At 70.8% G+C, this 18966-nt stretch carries 19 protein-coding genes; 12 read left to right on the top strand and 7 right to left on the bottom strand.

Going from position 1 to position 18966, the window contains the following annotated elements; translation table 11 throughout:
* Positions 1-91 precede the first annotated feature (91 nt).
* The 5 genes from ACWEOE_RS33815 to mptB all read right to left on the bottom strand — a co-directional run bounded on the left by ACWEOE_RS33815 (position 92) and on the right by mptB (position 5629).
* On the bottom strand, positions 92-1024 hold the full coding sequence (locus tag ACWEOE_RS33815; protein ID WP_452016426.1) for an acyl-CoA desaturase: 933 nt from the start codon (positions 1022-1024) through the stop codon (positions 92-94).
* A 140-nt stretch (positions 1025-1164) separates the two neighbouring features.
* Positions 1165-2139, bottom strand: a complete 975-nt coding sequence (locus ACWEOE_RS33810; RefSeq protein WP_452016424.1) for a COX15/CtaA family protein — start codon at positions 2137-2139, stop codon at positions 1165-1167.
* A gap of 143 nt (positions 2140-2282) precedes the next feature.
* The gene (locus ACWEOE_RS33805) at positions 2283-3008 is read right to left on the bottom strand and encodes an ABC transporter permease (RefSeq protein WP_452016436.1); all 726 of its coding nucleotides are present in this window, start codon (positions 3006-3008) and stop codon (positions 2283-2285) included.
* Positions 3009-3067: 59 nt separating this feature from the next.
* On the bottom strand, positions 3068-3994 hold the full coding sequence (locus ACWEOE_RS33800; protein WP_452016422.1) for an ABC transporter ATP-binding protein: 927 nt from the start codon (positions 3992-3994) through the stop codon (positions 3068-3070).
* A 6-nt stretch (positions 3995-4000) separates the two neighbouring features.
* The gene (mptB, locus tag ACWEOE_RS33795; protein ID WP_452016434.1) at positions 4001-5629 is read right to left on the bottom strand and encodes a polyprenol phosphomannose-dependent alpha 1,6 mannosyltransferase MptB; all 1629 of its coding nucleotides are present in this window, start codon (positions 5627-5629) and stop codon (positions 4001-4003) included.
* Between the two features lie 134 nt (positions 5630-5763).
* Here mptB and ACWEOE_RS33790 point away from each other — a divergent pair, with 134 nt between their 5' ends.
* The 12 genes from ACWEOE_RS33790 to ACWEOE_RS33735 all read left to right on the top strand — a co-directional run bounded on the left by ACWEOE_RS33790 (position 5764) and on the right by ACWEOE_RS33735 (position 15643).
* Positions 5764-6633, top strand: a complete 870-nt coding sequence (locus tag ACWEOE_RS33790) for a helix-turn-helix transcriptional regulator (RefSeq protein ID WP_452016420.1) — start codon at positions 5764-5766, stop codon at positions 6631-6633.
* Complete coding sequence (sufB, locus tag ACWEOE_RS33785) at positions 6630-8078, top strand: Fe-S cluster assembly protein SufB (RefSeq protein WP_452016418.1); 1449 nt, start codon at positions 6630-6632, stop codon at positions 8076-8078. Before ACWEOE_RS33790 ends, sufB begins: the two co-directional genes overlap by 4 nt.
* Positions 8079-8080: 2 nt before the next feature.
* Positions 8081-9253: a Fe-S cluster assembly protein SufD gene (gene sufD, locus ACWEOE_RS33780; RefSeq protein ID WP_452016416.1), complete on the top strand. Its 1173-nt coding sequence runs from the start codon at positions 8081-8083 to the stop codon at positions 9251-9253.
* Positions 9254-9296: 43 nt separating this feature from the next.
* Positions 9297-10067 (top strand): Fe-S cluster assembly ATPase SufC, encoded by a 771-nt coding sequence (gene sufC / locus ACWEOE_RS33775; RefSeq protein ID WP_452016414.1) that lies wholly within the window; start codon positions 9297-9299, stop codon positions 10065-10067.
* Between the two features lie 46 nt (positions 10068-10113).
* Positions 10114-11433, top strand: coding sequence for a cysteine desulfurase (locus tag ACWEOE_RS33770; protein ID WP_452016412.1), 1320 nt, complete (start codon positions 10114-10116; stop codon positions 11431-11433).
* The gene (gene sufU, locus ACWEOE_RS33765) at positions 11430-11879 is read left to right on the top strand and encodes a Fe-S cluster assembly sulfur transfer protein SufU (RefSeq protein WP_452016410.1); all 450 of its coding nucleotides are present in this window, start codon (positions 11430-11432) and stop codon (positions 11877-11879) included. Before ACWEOE_RS33770 ends, sufU begins: the two co-directional genes overlap by 4 nt.
* A complete protein-coding gene (locus ACWEOE_RS33760) occupies positions 11876-12310 on the top strand; it encodes a metal-sulfur cluster assembly factor (protein ID WP_452016408.1) in 435 nt (144 codons plus the stop codon). The genes sufU and ACWEOE_RS33760 overlap by 4 nt, the downstream gene beginning before the upstream one ends.
* 283 nt (positions 12311-12593) lie before the next feature.
* Positions 12594-13025: a hypothetical protein gene (locus tag ACWEOE_RS33755; protein ID WP_452016406.1), complete on the top strand. Its 432-nt coding sequence runs from the start codon at positions 12594-12596 to the stop codon at positions 13023-13025.
* Positions 13022-13357, top strand: a complete 336-nt coding sequence (locus tag ACWEOE_RS33750; protein WP_452016404.1) for a YnfA family protein — start codon at positions 13022-13024, stop codon at positions 13355-13357. Before ACWEOE_RS33755 ends, ACWEOE_RS33750 begins: the two co-directional genes overlap by 4 nt.
* A gap of 29 nt (positions 13358-13386) precedes the next feature.
* Entirely contained in the window at positions 13387-14172 is a 786-nt protein-coding gene (lepB, locus tag ACWEOE_RS33745) for a signal peptidase I (RefSeq protein ID WP_452016403.1), read from the top strand.
* 6 nt (positions 14173-14178) lie between these two features.
* Entirely contained in the window at positions 14179-14964 is a 786-nt protein-coding gene (lepB, locus tag ACWEOE_RS33740; RefSeq protein ID WP_452016401.1) for a signal peptidase I, read from the top strand.
* 127 nt (positions 14965-15091) lie between these two features.
* Positions 15092-15643 (top strand): snapalysin family zinc-dependent metalloprotease, encoded by a 552-nt coding sequence (locus tag ACWEOE_RS33735; RefSeq protein ID WP_452016399.1) that lies wholly within the window; start codon positions 15092-15094, stop codon positions 15641-15643.
* A 50-nt stretch (positions 15644-15693) separates the two neighbouring features.
* Here ACWEOE_RS33735 and ACWEOE_RS33730 read toward each other — a convergent pair whose 3' ends face one another.
* Complete coding sequence (locus ACWEOE_RS33730) at positions 15694-17373, bottom strand: EAL domain-containing protein (protein ID WP_452016397.1); 1680 nt, start codon at positions 17371-17373, stop codon at positions 15694-15696.
* Between the two features lie 414 nt (positions 17374-17787).
* Complete coding sequence (locus tag ACWEOE_RS33725; RefSeq protein ID WP_452016395.1) at positions 17788-18936, bottom strand: lycopene cyclase family protein; 1149 nt, start codon at positions 18934-18936, stop codon at positions 17788-17790.
* Between the last annotated feature and the right edge of the window lie 30 nt (positions 18937-18966).

Here is an 18966-nt window from a genome sequence, read left to right as displayed (position 1 = left end):
GCGCTCCTCGTCACTCAACACCAACGGCGGCAGTTTCGGATTCGGCATCACAACACCCTAACCACTGGCCCCGAAATTATGACTCAGGACACTAGGCGGGCTGCTTTCGCTTGGCCGCCAGGCGATCCGCCCGCGGCCACCGCACGTCGCCGGCCCAGCCGAAGCGTTCGAACAGCCAGATCACCCGAGCGGACACGTCGACCTGACCGCGCAGCACGCCGTGGCGAGCGCAGGTCGGGTCGGCGTGGTGGGAGTTGTGCCACGACTCGCCCATGGACAGGATCGCGAGCGGCCAGAAGTTGGCGGCCTTGTCGCGGCTGGCGAAGGGGCGCTCGCCGACGAGGTGGCAGATGGAGTTCACCGACCAGGTCACGTGGTGCAGCAACGCGATGCGCACCAGGCCCGCCCAGAAGAACGCCGTGACCGCGCCCCACCACGACATCGTGACCAGCCCGCCGATCGCGGCCGGCAGCGCGACGCTGAGCGCGATCCACAGCGCGAAGAACCGGTTCACCAGCCGCAGGTCGGCGTCACCGACGAGGTCGGGGGCGAAGCGGTCGGCGTTGGTCACCTCACGCTTGAACATCCAGCCCATGTGCGCGTGCCAGAACCCGCGCAGCAGCGCAGCCGGCGACGTGCCGAACAGCCACGGCGAGTGCGGGTCGCCTTCCCGGTCGGCGAAGGCGTGGTGGCGCCGGTGGCTCGCCACCCAGAAGATCACCGAACCCTGCACCGCCATGCTGCCCGACACGGCCAGCGCGATCCGCAGCGCACGCGGCGCCTTGAACGCGCCGTGCGTGAAGTAGCGGTGGTAGCCGACGGTCACCCCGAGCGTGCCGAAGGTGTAGAACACCACGAACAGCGCCGCGTCGACCCAGCTCAGGCCCCAGCCCCACAGCAACGGCACGGCCGCGATCAGCGCCACGAACGGCACCAGCAGAAAAGTCTTGAGCACGATCATCTCCGCCGGCCCCCGGCGTCCGGAGATCAGCGGCTTCACGGTGCTGGACGGGACGGACGTCATGAGCGTCACCTCGGGCGCTTCGGAGGGCGATTCTCCAGCCGAAGGGTAGGTGCCCGTTCTGTCCGCTGTGCCGACGGCGAGCCTCCGGAGAGTTACGAAGGCGTGGCCGTCCGGGGCGAAGCCCGGCGTGGGCCGGCCAGTCAGCTCGCCGGCGTGAGCTCGCGATCCGCCGGCGCCGGTTCGAGCGACACGACCGGGCCGCGGTCGCGGGTGCCGGTCCAGAGCGTGGCCGTGACGACGATGACGAGCGCCGAGCCGAGCACGTGGAAGGAGACCATGGCCTCGGGCACACCGAGCGCGTACTGCACGGTCCCCAGCACCCCCTGCGCGAGCGCGACGGCCCACACCCACGCGTAGCGCTGCCACACGCTCTTGGGCGCGCCCACGCGCATGAGCTGCAGGCCGAACACCGCGAGGACCACGAGGTACCCGATCAGGAGTCCACTGTGGGCCTGCGCGAGCTTCTCGATCGGCGCGGCGAGGCGGTGGGTGTTGATGTCGCCACCGTGGGGGCCCGCGCCGGTGACGGTGGTGCCCGCGATCAGCACGGCCCACATCAGCACCGTGAGCAGCACCAGCACCTTGCGGCCCAGCGCCGGCACCAGCGGGCGCGCGGGTTCGTCACCTTCGCCGAAGGCCTTGAGCAAGAGCACGGCCAGCCAGATCAACGGCGTGGACGCGAGGAAGTGGATCGCGACTGTCCACCATTCCAGCTTCGCGAGCACCGTGATCCCGCCGAGCACTGCCTGCAGCACGACGCCGCCCGGCATCGTCCACGCCAGCGCCACCAGGCGCTTGCGGCTCGGGTGGTCGATCAGGATGCGCCACGCGGCGAGCACCGCGAGGGCGGCCACGATGATGACCGCGCCGGTGAGCATGCGGTTCGAGAACTCGATCCACTGGTGGACCGCGTCGATCCCGGGGTCGTGCTTCGGCACGAGGCTGCCCGGCACGCACTGCGGCCACGTGGGGCAGCCGAGGCCGGAGCCAGTGACCCGCACGACGGACCCCGTGACGCCGATTCCACTCATCGCCACCACGGACGCGATTCCGACCGCCTTCTGCACGGCGGCGGTCGGGTAGGGCAGGCGCGCGATCAAACTGCGAAGTTGCACGAAGGGAATCGTACTCGCGCGTGTTCCGGGCTCTTTGTTCGGCACAACCACGTGCGCATTTGTCCGCGCACTCGGCAATTCCGCTTATCCGGCGAGAAGTCCTTTTGCGCTATGGCGTGCCTCACGCCCGCGGCGAAAAGAACTCAGGTGAGCTTCGTCGTGCGGGTGGCGAGCAGTCCCGCCGCCACGGCCCACACCGCGAGCACCGCCATCGGTCCCACGGCGAAGTGGCCGTCGACCAGTGCGGAGCGCAGGCCTTCGGCGAGCGCACCCGAAGGCAGCAGCGAGACGACCACGACGAGGCCCGTCGGCAGCGCGGACGGTGCCAGCAGGATGCCGCCGGCGAGCAGCAGCACGAACCACACGATGTTGGCCAGCGCCAGCACCGCCTCGGCCCGCAGCGCACCGCCGAGCAGCACGCCGAGGGCGCCGAACGCGCCGGTCCCGAGTACCAGCAGGACCACGGCGGAAGCGATTCCGGCGCCCGAGGGCGACCAGCCCAGGAACGCCGCCACCACGCCGATCACGAGCGACTGCAGCACGACCACCACGAGCGCGGCGACCACCCGCCCGGTCACGAGCAGCCAGCGGGGCAGCGCCGTGGCGGACAGGCGCTTGAGCACGCCGTAGCGGCGGTCGAAGCCCAGTGCGATGGCCTGGCCCGTGAAGGCCGAGGACATCACGGCCAGCGCGAGGATCCGCGGGGTGATCCAGTCTACTTTGGACGCAGACCCGAGCTGGCTCGCGGGCAGCACGTCGAGCAGGCTCAGGCCGATGAGCAGCGCGAGCGGGATGATCAGCGTGAGCAGCAGCTGTTCGCCGTGGCGCAGCGTGAGAGCGGCCTCGACGCGGGCGTGCGTGCGCAGCATCTTCCCCAGCGGCCCGCGGCCCGGCGCGGGGGTGAAGGTGCCCTCCGGGAACGTCGTACTCACGCCCGCAGCTCCCGTCCGGTCAGCTCCAGGAAAACCTCTTCCAGCGTGCGCCGCCCGACCTGCAGCTGTTCGGGCAGCACACCCTGTTGCGCACACCACGCCGTGACGGTCGACACCACCTGCGGATCCACCGCGCCTTCCACCAGGTACGAGCCGGGCGACGACTCGCTGACCCGGTAGCCCTCGGGCAGTGCCGCGGTGAGCAGCGACAGGTCCAGCCGCGTGCGCGCGCGGAACCGCAGCTGCGCGGCGTCGCCCTCTTCCAGCGTCAGCGCGTGGGGCGAGCCCTGGACCACGACCTTGCCGTGGTCCACGATCACGACCTGGTCGGCCAGCGCCTCGGCCTCTTCCATGAGGTGGGTGGTGAGCAGCACGCTCACACCGTCGGCGCGCAGCGCGGCCAGCAGGTCCCACACCAGGCGCCGGGCCTGCGGGTCCATGCCCGCGGTCGGCTCGTCGAGGAACACCAGCTCGGGGCGACCGACGAGCGCGCACGCCAGCGAAAGCCGTTGCTGCTGCCCGCCGGAGAGCCGTTTGAACGGGGTGCGCTTGGCGCCGGCCAGCCCGAGCACGTCGAGCAGCCACCCGGGGTCGAGCGGGTGCGCCGCGCACGACGCGACCAGGCCGAGCATCTCGGCGGCGTGCACGCCCGGGTAGGCGCCGCCGCCCTGCGGCATGATGCCGACGCGCGGGCGCAGCCGGGCGCCGTCCTTCGCGGGGTCGAGGCCGAGGACCCGGACGGTTCCGGTGTCAGGCTTGCGGAATCCTTCGCAGATCTCGACGGTGGTCGTCTTGCCCGCGCCGTTGGGCCCGAGCAGGGCCAGCAGGCAGCCACGCTCCATCCGCAGGTCGATCCCGTCGACCGCGGTGGTGGAGCCGTAGCTTTTCACCAGGCCGGTGATCTCGACGGCGGGGTTGTCCACAACGAATCACGATACGACGTCCGCCACGGGGGGCCGTTCCGGGGACGTCCTCGACAGCAGCAGCGGCGAAACCCGGTACACCAGCGCGAGCCCGCAGAGCGTCACGAGCACGGCGGCGCCGTAGGCCCACGGCAGGATGTAGGCGTGGCCGTCGAACGAGCTGCCGGTGGGCGGCAGCAGGAACGGCAGCCCCGCGCTGACCACGGTGGCCACGACCCGGAAGCGGGACGTGCCCGCGGCGGCCGCGAGCGGGATCACGGCCCACAGCACGTACCAGGGTTGCACGTTGATCTGCAGGAGCAGCGCCGCGCCGAGGGACACGCCGAGCCCGATGATGGGGCGGTAGCGCCACTTGAAGCTGGCCCACAGGAACTTGAAGGTGACGAACGCGGTCACCACGTACCCCAGCGCGCCGATGATGGGCACGAGCGCGTCGGTGTGGTTGCCGAGCCCCAGCGCGATGCCGAGCACGCCCGTGAGGTTCGCGAGCTCGGCGGTGGGGGAGATCCACGCGCGCACGAGGCCCGGCGTGCCGAGCGCGCCGATCCAGCCGAAGCCCAGGCCCGTGCCGACGGTGACGGCCACGAGCACCACGCCGAACAGCAGCGCCATCGGCACGCCGGCCCACACGAGGTCCTTGAGCCGCCCGTGCCAGCGCCGCGCCACCATCACCGCGAAGAACGGCAACGCGAGCAGGGCGGGCACCTTGACCGCCGCCCCGAGGGTGATGATCGCGACCCCGAGCGCGATGCAGAGCAGTTCACCCTTGGCCAGGGGTGGCGGCGAGTCGCCCTTGATCCGCACCGGCAGGCGCCGGATGCCGACCTCCAGCCCGGCCACCATGAGCCCGATGGCGAGCGAGTCGTTGTGGGCGCCGGCGATGAAGTGGAAGATCAGCAGCGGGTTGGCCGCACCCAGCCACAGCGCCGTCGCCGGCTGCACACCGAAGCGGCGCGCCAGGCGCGGCACGGCCCACACGATGAGCACCACGCCGACGAGCGCGAGCCCGCGCTGCAGCAGCACACCGACCACGATGTCGGTGCCGCCGATCGGCGCGAGCCAGCCGCCGAGGCGCAGCAGCAGCGGCCCGTAGGGCGCCGGCGTCTCGCGCCACATGTTCGCCACGCCCGCGGTGAGCGGGTCGCCCACACCGAGGGCCTGGGCCGGGCCGAGGGAGTAGGGGTCCATCCCGCGGTGCACGATCTCGCTCTGCGCGAGGTAGCTGTACACGTCGCGGGAGAACAGCGGCGGGATGAGCAGCAGCGGCGCCACCCACATCGCGATCGTGCGCGCGAGCTGGCCCTGGCTCGCCAGCCGGGCGCTCGCGGGGCGGGCGAAGCGGCCGAGCATCAGCCAGCTCAGCACGAGGATGCCCATGCCGGAGAACGCGATGGCGAGCGAGACCGTGGGGATGCGGGTGAACAGGCGCAGCACGGGCAGGTCCTGCACCGGGTTGATCACCGGGGCCGCGCCGGCGCCCAGCGAGCCGAGCGCGAGGAAGAGCGAGCCGACCGTGCCGAAGCGGCGGACCACGCCGAGACCGCGGTGTTCGGCCTGGTCGAGCGGCTGCGGCTCGCGCGGGAGCACGGGCGAAGGCGGCGCCACGGCCGTCGCCGTGTCGCCGGGTAGGCCCACTTCCGGGTCCCGCTGCACGGGGTGCTCGCCGACTGCCACGTCACGAAGGGTATCGACTCCCGTTCCCCGTGACTCGGGTCACTGCCGGACACCCCGCCTTTGCCCCGGCGGACGAAATAAGACACACTTGTGTTGTGAAAAAGACCGGGACGCCTCGGGCAGAGGTCTGCGAGGAGCACGGCGATCAGCCGCGCACCGCGGACGTCGGCGTTCCCGTGCAGGTCAGCCCGGCCAGCCTCGCCGAAGGACGCACCCGCCACGAGGTCGCGCGCCTGCTGCTCGAACAGGGTCCGATGACGGCCGTCGTGGTCGCCGAGCAGTTGGGCATCAGCCCCACCGCCGTGCGCCGGCACCTCGACGCGCTGGTGGCCGACGGCGAGGCCGAAACCCGCGACGCGCCCCGGCGCGGGCCGCGCGGGCGAGGCCGCCCGGCCAAGTTCTTCCTGCTCACCGAGGCCGGCCGCGCCCGGTTCGGGCACGCCTACGACGACCTCGCCGTGTCGGCCATCCGCTTCCTCGCCGAGCACGCCGGGGAAGACGCCGTGCGGGCGTTCGCCCAGAGCCGCGTCGACGCGCTGGTGGGTCCGCACCGCTCGGCCATCACCGGTTCGAGTGATCCCGCGGAGCGGGCCGAGGCCCTGGCCACGGCCTTGACCAGGGAGGGCTACGCTGCGTCGACCCGCCAGGTCGGTGTCGGTGAGCAACTGTGCCAGCACCACTGCCCGGTCGCGCACGTCGCCGCGGAGTTCCCGCAGCTGTGCGAGGCCGAGACCGAGGCGTTCGCCCGGCTGCTCGGCACGCACGTGCAGCGGCTGGCGACGATCGCACGCGGCGACAACGCGTGCACCACACACGTACCCGCCGTCACGACGGGTATCCCGGCCCTTCCCGAGCCGGACAGCACCAGGCCCTCCGGGACGACCGAGGCGGTTGCGGCGACGCGACCGGCGCGGGCGGACCGGGGGCGTACAGCACGGATCCCGAATGGAGGGAAACCCGCATGACTGCCGCTGCCGAGCAGCGCACTCCCACCACCGCGCCACTGAGCCAGGAAGAGACCATCGAGTCCCTTGGCAAGTACGCGTTCGGCTGGGCCGACTCCGACGAGGCGGGCTCGACCGCCCGCCGCGGGCTGAACGAGGACGTCGTCACCGACATCTCCTCGAAGAAGTCCGAGCCGGAGTGGATGCGCGAAGCCCGCTTGAAGGCGCTCAAGCTCTTCGAGCTGAAGCCGATGCCGAACTGGGGTGCCGACCTCTCCGGGATCGATTTCGACAACATCAAGTACTTCGTTCGGTCCACGGAGAAGCAGGCGGCCAGCTGGGAAGACCTTCCCGAGGACATCAAGAACACCTACGACAAGCTGGGCATCCCCGAGGCGGAGAAGCAGCGTCTGGTCGCCGGTGTCGCCGCGCAGTACGAGTCCGAGGTCGTCTACCACCAGATCCGTGAGGACCTGGAGGCCCAGGGCGTGCTGTTCCTGGACACCGACACCGCGCTCAAGGAGCACCCGGAGATCTTCCAGGAGCACTTCGGTTCCGTGATCCCGGCCGGGGACAACAAGTTCTCCGCGCTGAACACGGCGGTGTGGTCCGGCGGCTCGTTCATCTACGTGCCCAAGGGCGTGAAGGTGGACATCCCGCTGCAGGCCTACTTCCGGATCAACACCGAGAACATGGGCCAGTTCGAGCGCACGCTCATCATCGTCGACGAAGACGCCTACGTGCACTACGTCGAGGGGTGCACCGCGCCGATCTACCAGTCCGACTCGCTGCACTCGGCGGTCGTCGAGATCATCGTGAAGAAGGGCGGCCGCTGCCGCTACACGACGATCCAGAACTGGTCGAACAACGTCTACAACCTGGTCACCAAGCGCGCCAAGTGCGAAGAGGGCGCGACCATGGAGTGGATCGACGGCAACATCGGTTCCAAGGTGACCATGAAGTACCCGTCGGTCTTCCTCATGGGCGAGCACGCCAAGGGCGAGGTCCTCTCGGTCGCCTTCGCGGGCGAGGGCCAGCACCAGGACGCGGGCGCCAAGATGGAGCACCTCGCGCCGCACACCTCCTCGACGATCGTGTCGAAGTCGGTGGCGCGCGGCGGCGGCCGCACCTCCTACCGCGGCCTGGTCCGCGTGGCGAAGCGCGCGCACCACTCGCGCTCCAGCGTGGTCTGCGACGCGCTGCTGGTCGACACGATCTCGCGCTCGGACACCTACCCGTACGTGGACATCCGCAACGACGAGGTGTCCATGGGCCACGAGGCCACGGTGTCCAAGGTCAGCGAAGAGCAGCTGTTCTACCTGATGTCGCGCGGTCTCGACGAGGCCGAGGCGATGGCGATGATCGTGCGCGGGTTCGTGGAGCCCATCGCGCGTGAGCTGCCGATGGAGTACGCGCTCGAGCTGAACCGCCTGATCGAGCTCCAGATGGAAGGGTCCGTCGGCTAGTCATGTCGGTTACCGAGAACAACGTTTCCGAGTCGCTGCGGGAAGGCGCGGTTGTCCCCGCGGCTTCCCGCGCGGAGCGGTTCACCTCTTACGACGTCGAGGCCTTCGAGGTCCCGGGCGGGCGTGAGGAGAACTGGCGCTTCACCCCGATGAAGCGCCTGCGTGGCCTGCACGACGGCACGGCCGTCGCGTCGGGCGAGATCACGCTGGAGACCGACGCCGCGCCCGAGCTGACGATCGAGACGGTCGGCCGCGAGGACGGGCGCCTCGGCGAGGCCGGCGTGCCGAGCGACCGCATCGCGGCCCAGGCGTACTCGTCCTTCAGCAAGGCCACCGTCGTGACGGTGCCGAAGGAGACCGAGGCGTCGAAGCCGTCCACGCTGCGCATCCACGGCCCGGGCGAGGGCGAGGTGGCCTACGGGCACCTGCAGGTCCGCGTCGAGCCGTTCGCGCAGGCCGTGGTCGTGCTCGACCACGTGGGTTCGGGCACCTACGCCGACAACGTCGAGTTCGTGGTCGGCGACTCGGCGAAGCTCACCGTGGTCAGCGTGCAGGACTGGGCCGACGACGCGGTGCACGTGTCCGAGCAGCACCTCAAGCTCGGCCGCGACGCGGCGCTCAAGCACATTGTGATCACGCTCGGCGGCGACCTGGTCCGCATCTCGCCGACGGCGGCCTTCGCGCAGCCCGGCGGCGACGTGGAGATGCTGGGCGTCTACTTCTCCGACGCCGGTCAGCACCAGGAGCACCGGCTGTTCGTGGACCACGCCGTGGCGCACTGCAGGTCGCGTGTGATGTACAAGGGCGCGCTGCAGGGTGACGGTGCTCACGCCGTGTGGATCGGCGACGTGCTGATCCGGGCGGCCGCGGAGGCCACCGACACCTACGAGCTCAACCGGAACCTGGTGCTCACGCCGGGTGCGCGGGCGGACTCGGTGCCGAACCTCGAGATCGAGACCGGCGAGATCGAAGGCGCCGGCCACGCGAGCGCGACGGGAAGGTTCGACGACGAGCAGTTGTTCTACCTTCAGTCGCGTGGGATCGCCGAGGATGCCGCGCGCCGGTTGGTCGTGCGCGGGTTCTTCCACGAGATCCTGGTCAAGATCGGCGTTCCCGAGGTGCGCGAGCGCCTCGAGGCCGCGATCGAAGCCGAGCTCGAAGCCGTGGGCGTCTGAGCCCAGCCCTCGTCCGTCCACATAAGACTTTAGGAAACTGAGAATGGCAACGCTGGAAATCAAGGACCTGCACGCCTCGGTCACGACCGAAGAGGGCGCCAAGGAGATCCTCAAGGGCGTGAACCTGACCATCCGGTCGGGCGAGACCCACGCGATCATGGGCCCCAACGGCTCGGGCAAATCCACCCTGTCCTACGCCATCGCCGGCCACCCGAAGTACCAGGTGACCTCCGGCGAGGTGCTGCTGGACGGTGAGAACGTGCTCGACATGAGCGTGGACGAGCGCGCCCGCGCCGGCCTGTTCCTGGCCATGCAGTACCCGGTCGAGGTGCCCGGCGTCTCGATGTCCAACTTCCTCCGCACCGCGGCCACCGCGGTCCGTGGCGAGGCTCCCAAGCTGCGCCACTGGGTCAAGGAGGTCAAGGAGGAGATGGGCAAGCTCGGCATCTCGCAGGAGTTCGCCGAGCGCTCGGTCAACGAGGGCTTCTCCGGCGGCGAGAAGAAGCGCCACGAGATCCTGCAGCTGGCGCTGCTCAAGCCGAAGATCGCCATCCTCGACGAGACCGACTCGGGCCTCGACGTCGACGCGCTGCGCGTGGTTTCCGAGGGCGTCAACGAGTACAAGAACGGCAACGAGGTCGGCGTCATGCTGATCACGCACTACACCCGCATCCTCCGGCACATCACCCCGGACTTCGTGCACGTCTTCGCCGACGGGCGCGTGGTCGAGTCGGGCGGCAAGGAGCTCGCCGACGAGCTGGAGGAGAACGGCTACGTGAAGTACGTGGGCAAGTCCGAGCCCGCTGCTCTGTAGAGCCTTTCGCAGGAAGTTCCCGACTACACCGAGAGGAGTTGGCTCGATGACCACCACGGCCTCGAACAGCCCGACCAACTCTGTTCCCCTTGACGTGGCGGCACTGCGTGCCGACTTCCCCATCCTGTCCCGCACCGTGCGCGACGGGAAACCCTTGGTGTACCTGGACTCCGGTGCGACCTCGCAACGCCCCGTGCAGGTGCTCGACGCGGAGCGCGCGTTCCTCGAGAGCTCCAACGCCGCCGTGCACCGCGGCGCGCACCAGCTGGCCGAGGAGGCCACCGACGCCTACGAGTCCGCCCGCGCGCGGATCGCGGAGTTCGTCGGTGCCTCCCCGGAGGAGCTCGTGTTCACCAAGAACGCCACCGAGGGCATCAACCTCGTGGCGTACGCGATGAGCAACGCGGCCACCGATCCGACGAGCGCTGCTGCGTCTTTTGCGGTCGGTCCCGGCGACGAGATCGTGATCACCGAGATGGAGCACCACGCGAACCTCGTGCCCTGGCAGCAGCTGTGCCAGCGCACCGGGGCCACGCTGAAGTGGTTCAAGGTCACGCCCGAGGGCCGGCTCGACCTGTCGGAGCTCGACGAGCTGATCACGCCGCGCACCAAGCTCGTCGCGTTCGCGCACCAGTCCAACGTGCTCGGCACGATCAACCCGGTCGACGTGCTCGTGGCCAAGGCGAAGTCGGTCGGCGCGCTCACGCTGCTCGACGCGTGCCAGTCGGTGCCTCACGGGGTCTACGGCCAGGGGGCCGTGGACCTGGGGGCGCTCGACGTGGACTTCGCCGCGTTCTCCGGGCACAAGATGCTGGCGCCGTCCGGCATCGGCGTGCTCTACGGGCGCAGCGAGCTGCTCGAGGCCATGCCGCCGTTCCTGACCGGCGGCTCGATGATCGAGCTGGTGCGCATGGAGGGGTCGACGTTCGCCCCGCCGCCGCAGCGGTTCGAGGCCGGCGTGCCGATGACGTCGCAGGCCATCGGCCTCGGCGCGGCCGTCGACTACCTCTCGGCCGTCGGCATGGACCGCGTTGCCGCCCACGAGCACCAGCTCACCGAACACGCGCTCGCCGGGGTCGGCGCCATCGACGGGGTCCGGATCGTCGGGCCCACCGACATGGCGGACCGCGGTGGGGCCGTGGCGTTCGTGATCGACGGCGTGCACCCGCACGACGCCGGCCAGGTGCTCGACAGCCTCGGCATCGCCGTGCGCGTCGGCCACCACTGCGCGTGGCCGCTGCACCGGGCGTGCTCCGTGCCGGCCACCGTGCGCGCCACGTTCTACCTCTACAACACACTGTCCGAAGTGGACGCCCTCGTCGACGGGATCCGCGAGGCGCAGAAGTTCTTCGGGGTCGCGAAGTGAACCTCGAGAGCATGTACCAGGAGATCATCCTGGACCACTACAAGAACCCGCACGGGCGCGGTCTGGCCGACCCGTTCGACGCCGAGTCGTTCCAGGTCAACCCGACCTGCGGCGACGAGGTGACGCTGCGCGTGAAGGTCACCGACGGGAAGGTCGAGCAGGTCTCCTACGAGGGGCAGGGCTGCTCGATCAGCCAGGCGTCCACGTCGGTGCTGACCGACCTCGTCACCGGCCACACCGTGGAGGAGGCGTTCACCACGATGGACGCCTTCGTGGAACTGATGCAGGGCAAGGGCAAGGTCGAGCCCGACGAAGACGTGCTGGAGGACGGGATCGCGTTCGCCGGCGTCGCCAAGTACCCGGCGCGCGTGAAGTGCGCCCTCCTCGGCTGGATGGCGTTCAAGGACGCCGTGGCCCGCACCACCACAGGAGCTGAGAAGGCATGAGCGAAGAGACCGTGGTTCCCTCGGCGGAGCCCTTGTCGGACCAGGCGGCGGACCCCCGCGAAGGGCGCACCGCCGCGGACCTGCCGCAGCAGTCGGCGACGTCGGTGCCCGCCGACATCGCCAAGATCGAGGACATCGAAGAGGCGATGCGCGACGTCGTCGACCCGGAGCTCGGGATCAACGTCGTCGACCTCGGCCTGGTCTACGACATCCGCGTGGAAAGCGACAACTCCGCCACGCTGGACATGACGCTCACCTCGGCGGCCTGCCCGCTCACCGACGTGATCGAAGACCAGACCTCCGCGGCCCTGACCTCGGGCGGCCTCGTGAGCGACTTCCGGATCAACTGGGTCTGGATGCCGCCGTGGGGCCCGGAAAAAATCACCGACGACGGCCGCGAGCAGCTGCGGGCGCTCGGGTTCACTGTCTGATTCTCGGAACAGGCCACTTCGCTGGTTGGCGGGGTGGCCTGTTTTGTGGTCGTGGTTGTATAACGGTCTATACAGTGTCGCTTGATTCGGTGTACCACGGTGCCTCGCGCTCCGGGGAAAAGCGGCGCCAGAGCGCGGGGCCTCGGCGAGCGGCGTGCGGCGGTCGATGCGCAGCGCTGAGAGCTGGGTAGTCGGCTGTGCGGGCCTCAAGCCTCGGAATGCATGGCGGTGGAGCTACCGGGAAGGTCCGACGAAACCCGGGCGCGGGTGCTATGACTGGGGCATGACCGAACCGGACAACGAGCGGGAACCCCGGCGAGGCCAGGCCGTCGCGGCGGTGGCGATCGCGGCGGTGGCGATCGCGGCGGTGGGCTTCATGCTGGTCGTGGCGACGTGGGTCGCGTTGTTGCTGGTGCGGCCGCGGATGGAGGCGGGGCCCGTGTACCCGATCGTGGGCCAGGTGTTTCTGCTGGTGCTGGGGGCGTTGTTCTTCGTGGGGCTGTTGGCCGGCGTGCTGGCGATCGTGCTGGGGCTGACCGGCGGCGGGCGCGACTACGGGGGCCACGGTGACCTGGCCCGCCGGGGTGTGCTGCTCGGGGGGCTCACGTGTGTGGTGGCGCTCGCGGGGGCGGTCGCGTTCGCGGTGAATCCCCTGTGGACTCCGACGGTGGCCACCTTCGACCTGGGCCCGCTCGGCAATCCCTTCGGCCGATGACGGTCCTCAAGTCGATCGCGCTGTTCGTCGCGGCGGCGGTGCTGGAGATCGGCGGCGCGTGGCTGATCTGGCAGGGCGTGCGCGAACACCGTGGCTGGGCGTGGATCGGCGGTGGCCTCGTGGCGCTCGGGCTCTACGGGTTCGTCGCGACACTGCAGCCCGACGCCCATTTCGGCCGCATCCTCGCCGCGTACGGCGGCGTTTTCGTGGCGGGCTCGCTCGCGTGGGGTGTGGTGGCCGACGGGTATCGGCCCGACCGGTTCGACGTGATCGGGGCGCTGCTGTGCCTGGCGGGTGTCGCGGTGATCATGTATTCGCCGAGGACCGGGTAACGCCGGTGGGACCGGCCCGATAGAGGGGCGTGACCGACTTCCCGGCTTCCCCGCCGGCACCGCCTCGCGCGCGCCGGTTTTCGCCGCTCCCGGCGCTTTTCGTGGTGTTCGTGGTGGCCGGCGTCGTGCTCGCGGTGACCGGGGTGGTGAAGGTGTTCGGCTACACCACGGTGCGGGTCGGCGAACTCTCCATGGAAGCCACGATGGGCGCCGACGAGCCGATGGTGCTGCACTGGGCCGGCAGCCACGACATCCACCGGGGCGACCTGGTGTCCTTCCAGGCCGACGCTTTTCCCGACACACCACCCGGCTACCACCTCATCCGGCGCGTGGTCGCCGTCGGCGGCGACCGGGTGGCGTGCTGCGGGCCCGACCACCGGCTGCGGGTCGACGGCAAGGCCATCACCGAGCCCTACCTCGATCCGGTGGTCCCGCTCTCGGCCGGCGCCTACGAGTTCACGGCCCAGGTGCCGCCGGGTTCGATCTTCGTGGAGAACGACAGACGCGACATCTCCGACGGCTCCCGCAGATTCGTCGACGAACCAGGCGGCGGCGCCGTTCCACTGTCCAAGGTGGACGGTGTGGTTGTGGCGAGGGGCACGATCTTCTCCTCGGTGACCCTCACGCCCACCACGGCTTTCACCGACGCCGGCCTCTCCGGAGCGTCCGCCGCGGACATCGGCTTGCCGGTGGGGCGGGACCTGACGGTCGGTGGTCCCGCGTTGTTCCTGCTCGGCTTCGCCGGCTTGATCGTGATCATCACGCGCGCCGGCAGACGGCGAAACCGGGTAACGCTCGCGCAACGGGCACGATAGATGAACGTGACCGAACCCGATTTCCCGCCCGCACCACCTCAAGTGCACGTCCAGCGGCGGTTTTCGCCGCTGTTGGCGGTCTTCGCGCTGCTCGCGGTGGTCGGGGCGGTGCTCACGGCGAGCGGTGTCGTGAAAGTGTTCAGCTACCACTGGGTGAGTGTGCAGGGCAGTTCGATGGCGTCCACCGTGGTCTCGGGAACCACGGTGATCTACGAGCGTCACGAAGTGCACCGCGGGGATCTGGTGGTGTTCGAGGCCGACGCGTTTCCCGAAAAAGGTCGCGGCAAGCTCCTCAAGCGGGTGATCGCGGTCGGCGGTGACGAGATTCGCTGCTGCGACCTCGGCAAACGGACCGTGGTGAACGGCAAGCCGGTGGCCGAGCCCTACCTCAACCCGGCGGTTTCGCCCGCCGACGCCGCTGTGGCCTTCGAGGCGAAAGTGCCGCCGGGGTCGGTCTTCGTCGCGGGGGACACGCGGGACAATTCGTTCGACTCACGCTTTGTCGTCAAGCCCTACGCCCTCGAGACCGGCTCCGTCCCGTTGTCCAAGGTGGACGGTGTCGCCGTGGCAACCGGTGGGCCGTTCTGGGCCGAAACGCTGAAGCCCACCACAGCGTTCACCGACGCCGGCCTGCCGGGCGCGACCGTCGAGGACACCGGCCCGGTCAACGCGCGGCTGCTGGCCGCCGGTGGTGCGGTGCTGTTCCTGCTCGGGTTCGCCGGCGCGATCGTGACCGGCGTGCGGTCAGCCGGCCGACGTCGCAAGACAGCCGAGAAGCCGACCTGGTCGTGACCGACCGTGCCGGGTCACCTACTTTCGGACGTGGCTCGGCGAATGGTGAACTCCTAACCTCGTGGTTCGAACCGCGGTTGCCGGGTTGCCGGTGGCCGGATCGGACAATTCGGTGAAGGAGACGCGAATGAGGGCACGCGGGTTCGGGCGTATCGCGGCGATCGCGGTGGCGGTGGCGGCGCCGCTCGGTGTCGGGCTGATCGCGGGGCCGGGCGCGGAAGCCGCGGCGGTGACCACGGTGTACTACACGTCGAGCGGGGCACCCGACTACGTCGCGCAGATCGACCAGGGGGCGGCGAACTGGAACGCGGCCGTGACCGACGTGAAGCTGGTCAAGCGCTCGTCCGGGGCGACGGTGGTGTTTCACGAGATCCACAGCGGCGGGTCGTACACGCAGACGGACGGCCACGGGCACGGCGATATCTACCTGGACACGTCCCAGGTCGCCGAAGGGTTCGCCCCGACGCGGATCGCGGCGCACGAACTGGGGCACAACCTCGGGCTGCCCGACGACTACGACGGTCCGTGTTCGGAGCTGATGTCCGGCCACGGGCCCGGCACGTCGTGCACCAACGCCAAGCCCAGCGCGGCCGAGGCGACGAAGGTGCAGCAGCTGTGGCGCAACGGGTTCGGGGCTGAGCGGGGCTGGGGGACCCGGGTCACCGCCGGCGTCTACTGATGTCTTCGCACGCCTGCGCCTCGGAGCTCCCGAGGCGCAGGCACTCCCCGCTAGGCAGAGCGGCTGACGGCCACGTCACGCCCGATGCCGCGCAGGACCTCGACGCGGTCGGAGCCCGGGCGGCTCAGGACCCAGCTCGAACCGGGCACGGCCTTCGCGCGCTTCTTCAGCGGGGCGAGCAGCCGCGACGCGTCGCGGTAGGACGAGATGGAGCCGCTGCCGCAGACGAGCGTGGCCAGCGAGACCGTGACCGGCAGGCCCTCGGCCGACCAACGCTTGTCGAGCAGGGCCGCGGCCACGGTGCCGATCTCGTCGACGTCGCAGACGATCAGGAAGTCGTCGCCGCCGACGTGGCTCACGCGCATGCGCTGCAGGCGCCGCGAGAGGCCGATGAGGGTCTCGCCCAGGGCACGGATGAGGTCGTCGCCCGCGGCGAAACCCGCGTTGTCGTTCACAGACTTGAAGGAGTCGACGTCGAGCCACGCCGCCACGAACTGCTCGCCCGTGGAGATGCGGCGCTCGACATCGCGCGCGACGGCTTCGCTGCCCGGCAGCCGGGTGAGCGGGTTGAGGGTCACGGCCTCCTCGACCTTCGCCTCGGCCACCCCGCGGACCACCTCGGTCACCAGCACCACGCCGACCGTGCGGCCCGCTTCGTCGACCACCACCACGTCGTCGCCGGTGCGGCCCCAATCGGCGTCGGTCACGAGCTCCAGGAACTCCAGCGCGCTCGCCGTGGCGTCGATCGTGTGCGGTTTGTCGGCCAGCCGCTCGGCCGGGCGCTTGGCGTGCAGCGCGTGGCCGTACGGACCGGTCACGGCCACCAGGAACCGCGTGCGGTCCACCGACCACCGTGGACGGCGCTGGTCGTCGACGCCGATCACACCGGTCGGCGCGTCGGCCGCCGCGAGGACCTCGCGCACGTCGTCGCAGGTCGCGTCGGACGGCAGGGTGGTGGCGGGGCGCAGGAAGTCGCCGACGCGCGGCGCGGTGGGCGGCGCGGGCGAGCGGCGGTCGTCGGGCACCACGGCGCCGGCCGCGGGCGCGCTGCGGTGCGCGGCCGGCGGCGCCAGCAAGTTGCCCTGGGCAATGCGCACGCCCAGGCTCTGTGCCGCGTCGAGCTGCGGACCGGTCTCGATGCCCGTCGCGACGAGCCGGATGCCGGTGCGCGTGGTGAAGTGCAGCAGCGACTCGACGACCGCGACCGACGCCGGTTCGTCCGGCAGGCCGCGCAGCACACTCCGGTCGAGTTTCACCAGATCCACCGGCGCTTGCGCCAGCAGGGCGAGCGGGAGGTCGCCGCGGCCGAGTCCGTCGAGCGCCAGCCGGAAACCCAGTTCCGACAAGGCGCGCATCCCACCCAAAAGCCGATCTCCGGGCAGGTGCGTGAACGGCGGGCCGATCTCGAGGACCACGTCGCGCGTCCGGCGACCCGCGGCACCGAGCTCGGCGATCAGCTCGTCGAACGCGGCGGGGCCCGACGCGAGCGTGCGGGCGGAGATGTTCAGGTGCAGCGGCAGCGCGCTCGGGCGCTCGGCTTCCTGGCGCACGGCGGCCGCGGCCAGGCCCAGGTCGACCTCGGCGAGCCGGCCGGCGCGGCGGGCTTCGGCGAGCAGCTCGTGGGCGGTTCCTTTACCGGGCCGGGCGAGCGCTTCGTACGCGACAACGCCGCCGGTGTGCAGGCTGTACATCGGCTGGAAGGCGAACCGGACCGCACGTGGCGTCGTCACCCGGTGATCGTCGCATCCTCTCGCGCGGAAACGAAACCGTTGTCAGCAGATGTTCACCGTGCGGGAACCTGGTTTACCTGAATCGGCGTAGCGGAATCGGCAGTGATGACCCGTTCGGGATGGATTTCCTCGAGCCGTTCGGAAGTGTGAAAATTCCCGTCTTCGCTCTTGTGTGCACGAGTCCGCACACGGTCGGTGGCGGTGCGGTCCGCCCCAGTGACCAGCTGCTCCACACGCCAGGCCTTGATCGTTTGATCCGAAGAACTTTCGGATACGGAATTCGCGGAACGCTGCCCGCTCGGCCCGCCGGTTCCGCACGCGGTACCGCTCACGGCTGCGCGCCCGCGTATTCGCACACCGATTCCGGCGCTCCGCGCCAAATCCTCACCGTGCCGAATCGTTTTCGCTCGGTGATCATCGTCGCCCGGCGAGCCGGGCACGCAGGGCCGGCGGCGCCGCGTGGAACAGCCGGGTCATCGCCGCCGCCGTGCCCGGCAGGTCTTCGCGCCCCGAGGTGTACGCCCGCTGCGCGTCGCCGGGCAGCGTGAAGAACAGGTCGAAGAACTCGGCGAGCTCGGTTGGCGACATTCGGCGCAAAGCGCGCAATCCGTACTGCCGCAAGGCATGCACGGCCCGCGCCTCGGCTGTCCACAATGTCCGGCGGCCGGCCCGCGCCGCCGCCTGCGGGCCGGCCTCGAAGGCACCGGCCAGTGCCGCGGCCACGCGCGGGGCGAGCCGCAGCGCCGTCGCGACGCTGTAGCCGGTGGCCGGGTGCACGAGCCCGGCGGCGACCCCGAACGGCACCGCCCCCGGCGAACGCACACCGCGGCCCGGCAGCGGCACGTCGAGCACGATCCGCACGCGCTCCTCCCGACCGCGCGGACGCAGGCCCGCTCCGGCGAGCCGGGCGCGCAGCCGAGCGGCGAGCTCCTCGACGGGCACGCCCGGCCGGTGCGCGAGCGACGTCTCCTCCACGAGCACCGAGCCGTCGCCCAGCGGCAGCAGGTACCGGAAGCTCGCGGCACCCTCGCGCCAGTCCATGAACACGGCCGTGTCGCCGGCCCCGGGCAGCAGCCGCTCGGCGTCGGCGGCCGGCAGCACGAGGCCGTACGCCGTCTGCTCCGCGCGCCGGCCGCCCGGCTGGCCGCCGGACAGCACGCGGTTGGCGCCCGACGCGTCCACCACCACAGCGGTGGCGAGCCGGCGGTCGTCCGCGAGGATCACCGTGGAGCCGTGCCGGCCGTGCTCGGCGTGCGCGACGCGCCCGGCCACGACCGTGACCGGCGCGGCCGTGAGCCACGAGCGCAGGCCGGTGTTGTCGAGCACGAGGTACTCGCGGTCGAGGCGGTGCTCACGCGTGCCGAACGCGACCGTCGCGCCGGGCGCCGCCGCGATCGTCTCGCGGGGCAGGCCGGGCAGCTCGTCGGCCCACACGCCGTAGGTGCTGCGCCACGGCGCTTCCGGCACGGCGTCGACGAGCGTGGTCGCGAGCCCGCGCCGGGCGCAGGCGCGCGCCAGCGCCCACCCGGCGGGGCCGCCTCCGGCGATCAGCACGTCCGTCACCTGTCCGATTTTGCCGCATCCGCCGCGTCC

The organism is Amycolatopsis sp. NPDC004368 (assembly GCF_053602515.1).
This window is presented reverse-complemented; position numbering and strand designations above follow the sequence as displayed.